Below are 3,728 nucleotides of genomic sequence, written 5' to 3' on the forward strand. Positions count from 1 at the left end.
ATCCCTATCTGGTCAAACTGGCAGCCTATCCGGATGTGCGCGTCGATCCACCGCTGGCCGCAGGAGAACGAGAAAAGAATCTGGAGACCCTCCAGTTCATCGCGAAGGAGACCCGGCGTCGCGGGCTTGATTTCCAGCTCGGCCTCTGGACACATGCCTATCAGTGGACAGCGAGCCCTCATGCCGACCACCAGATCCTTGGCCTGACCCCGGAGACACATGCGGCGTACTGCCGCGCTGCCCTGGAGGAGATCCTGAAGGTATGCCCGGAGATCACCGGACTGACGCTCCGCATTCACGGCGAAAGCGGTATCCCCGAGGGAAGCTATCCGTTCTGGGAGACGCTCTTCGAAGCGATACGAGACGCAGGCCGCCCCATCGAGATTGATATGCATGCCAAAGGCCTCAATCAGACGATGATCGACATCGGCCACAAAACCGGCATGCGTCTGACAGCAGGTGCGAAGTTCTGGGCAGAACATCTGGGGCTCGGCTATCACCAGGCCGACATTCGTGCGACAGAATATCCGCGCGAGAATGTGACCGGCACCTTCGCCGTCTCCAATGGCGCGAGAAACTTCACCCGTTATGGGTATGGAGACTTCTATCAGCAGGGATCCGAGATCGAGGTCCTCTATCGTGCCTGGCCGGGAACCCAGCGCCACCTGCTGTGGGCTGATCTTGCGCTTGCCTCAGGCTATGGCCACGCCGCCCACTTCTGCGGCGCCGCGGGCATGGAGCTTTGCGAGCCGCTTACCTTCAAAGGACGGGAAGGTTCGGGACATCGCGATGGCCGCAACGCCTATGCGAACCGGCAATTGGCGTCGTCGACACTCGATGCGGAGAAGTTCGAGCTTACTTACCTGATCTGGGGCCGTTCTCTATATAACCCGGATAGCGCACCGCAAGCGTACAAACGGTCTCTCCGTCGAACCTATGGCAGCGCAGCGGAGCATATCGAAGTAGCGCTGGCTAGCTCCAGCCGCATCCTTCCGTTGGTTACGACGGCATGGCTGCCTTCTGCGTCCAATCACTCGCTATGGCCGGAGCTCTACACGCCCATCTCCATCCTGCCGACGAAAGAGAAGCCTCTCTACAGCGACTCGCCGGCTCCGCACAATGTCGGCGCCATCAGTCCGCTCGACCCTCAGATCTTCCTCTCGATCGATGACTACGCCCGCGCTTTGCTGAGCCGCTCCGCCGTTGCGCACTATCACCCGCTCGAGGTGGCGCAATGGATCGACGAGCTGGTCTCGCAATCATCGAGTGCGCTTGCTACGGCGCAGAAGTCTGTCGCCGGCCGCACGGCATCCCCGGCATTCCGTCGCGCGGAAGAAGACATCCTCATTCTGAACGGCCTGGGCGGCTATTACGCCGGGCTCTTCCGCGCCGCTCTCTGTTATTCGCTCTTTCAGAGCACCGGAAACAAGAAGATAGCCGCTGAAGGCATCAAGTACTATCGCAAGGCTCTGGAGTCATGGAAGACGATGGCCACGCGCGCCAGCTCGGTCTACACCGCCGACATTAGCTATGGCTCCAGACCCGAGCGGCATGGCCATTGGGCCGACCGCATCCCCATGATCGAGAAGGATGTGTTTGCTCTCGAACAATACTTCGCTGCCGCAGATATCCATGAAACCAGCGCTGACTTGGAATCACTGCTCACACCACGCCCACGCCCGGAGTTCAGCGCGACTCATTCGCCCGCAACTTTCTTCCGTCCCGGCGCGTCCTTGGAATTGGATCTCCAGGTAGCATCGCCGGTCGACGAAGCGCGTCTCTGGTACCGTCATGTCAACCACGGCGAGCGCTGGTCGTCTATAACGATGCAGCGCAAAGGCAGCTCATTCCAGGCTGCGATCCCGAGCGCCTATACGCAATCTCCGTTTCCCTTGCAGTACTACTTTGAAATACGCAACTCCCAGGGCGCGGCATATCATCCGCCCTTGAATCGAACGCTATCGAATCAGCCGTACTTTGCCGTTCATCGTCGCGAACCCTAGTGAATGTCGTTGAAGCGACAGAGTGCAGGCTGGATGATTTTTGAAAACAACATCCGCAAAACGGTTAGGCTTGATTTCCAGTAATCGATCAAGACGCTCACCCGAATGAAGCCATTCCATTCAGTAGAACTGGGGGCAATTTAGAATCTGTGATTCGCCGCTCAAAGGTCGTTTTTTGTGTTTTCACCATGTGCGCTTCGTTCGCGTATGCACAGTCTGCGTCTGGAGCTGGTGAGCTGGTGGCTACTGTCGCGGGCCTTCCCGATTCACCTTCCCAGACATTGATTCAGTCACAGAAATCGCCGGCCCCTGACGAGCCACAGCAGGGGGATGCCGAGCGCCAGACCAGGGAACAGCAGGAGCAGGCTGCTCGCGAGGTCAAAGCACAGGAGAAGCAGCGTATTGGTGGAGTCCTCCCGAACTTCAATGTTGTGCTCAATGGCCACGCGGCGCCGATCTCTACCTCCCAGAAATTCGATCTTGCATTCCATAGCATCACTGATCCCGCCACCATCGGCCTGGCAGTCATCGCCGGCGGATATGGAGAATATTCTGACAATCACACTGGCTATGGTCATGGACCAGCGGGTTATTTCAAGCGCTTCGGCGCCGCTTATGCCGACAATGTGAACGGGACACTCCTCGGGAACGCGATCTTACCCAGCATTCTTCACCAGGATCCTCGCTATTACCGTAAAGGAACTGGTTCGATAAGGTCCCGCATGATGTACTCTGCGTTGACCGCGTTTATCTGCCATGGAGACAACGGCCATCGTCAGTTCAATGTGTCCAATGTACTGGGCAACTTCATGGCTGGAGGTATTTCGAATGCATACTATCCCAGCGACGAACGCGGGGCGGGCCTCACGATCGAAAATGCCTCCATCGTTACCGTGGAAGGAATGATCGGAGCACAGCTTTTGGAGTTTTCTCCGGATTTGACCTCCTATTTTCAGCGAAGACGGCAAGCAAGACGTGAGCGGAAGGCCGCGGCGATCGCGAGAGCCCGATAGCCACCGACGGATAAGTGGGTTCGGATCTTCGATCCTTCCTGAAATGACGTTGGTAGATGTAGAAGCAATCCGAAAGTGCCGAGCCCCGTAATCGGCAGTGCCCTTAAACACGATATCGCGCTTCGCGCGACAGGATACAGGGGCGAATCATACTCAGTCACATCCTTCCGTTGCGCGTAGCGCAACCATTTCGCACAGAAGGTGCGAATGCCTTGCTTAAGGGCATGGCTTTAGCCATGCCGTATCAGAGCAAGAACGAAATGCGGCTTTAGCCGCTGAGGTACAGGCTTAAAGCGTTTCCCTGCGTTGGGTATCCCGCAAGACGACGGACACTTTCGGTGCCTGCTTGACGGCCATTCGTTACCGTTTCGTGGGGCGTTCTTGTGAGAGCGGAATACGTACGTTATAGGTCTCCTCGCTTCCATCATCGATAGCAGCCAGCAGCAAGATGGGCTTGCCTGCCGCGTCGAACATCAGTTGCGGACGCTCCAGCCGCCGCACTGCTTGACGAGGCTTTTCTTTCCAATGAAGCTCTAGTGTCGATACAAGTGGATGTTCGGCCTTCTCCCATGTGACGGCATCGTGTGACTGAAATAGCACGAGCGAAAAGTGGCCGGTGCCGGAGATGACGCCGGCCATCTCCTTCATGATGACGAAGTACGTGTCACGCTTCGCGTCAAACCACAAATACGGATCTTCAAAGGGAAATGCG

Annotated in this window: 3 protein-coding genes; 2 read left to right on the plus strand and 1 reads right to left on the minus strand. The window is 57.2% G+C overall.

Annotated features, from left to right (window positions below; genetic code table 11):
* A partial coding sequence (locus AB4043_RS17955) for a hypothetical protein (protein ID WP_442307685.1) occupies positions 1–2,003 on the plus strand: 2,003 nt, incomplete at its 5' end.
* A gap of 239 nt (positions 2,004–2,242) precedes the next feature.
* On the plus strand, positions 2,243–3,016 hold the full coding sequence (locus AB4043_RS17960) for a hypothetical protein (RefSeq protein ID WP_442302692.1): 774 nt from the start codon (positions 2,243–2,245) through the stop codon (positions 3,014–3,016).
* Between the two features lie 360 nt (positions 3,017–3,376).
* Here the strand turns inward: AB4043_RS17960 and AB4043_RS17965 are convergent.
* Positions 3,377–3,728 (minus strand): hypothetical protein (locus AB4043_RS17965; RefSeq protein WP_442307686.1); only part of this gene is annotated, 352 nt, incomplete at its 5' end.

Origin of the sequence: Terriglobus sp. YAF25 (genome assembly GCF_052113305.1) — a bacterium.
Taxonomy (GTDB): Bacteria; Acidobacteriota; Terriglobia; order Terriglobales; family Acidobacteriaceae; genus Terriglobus.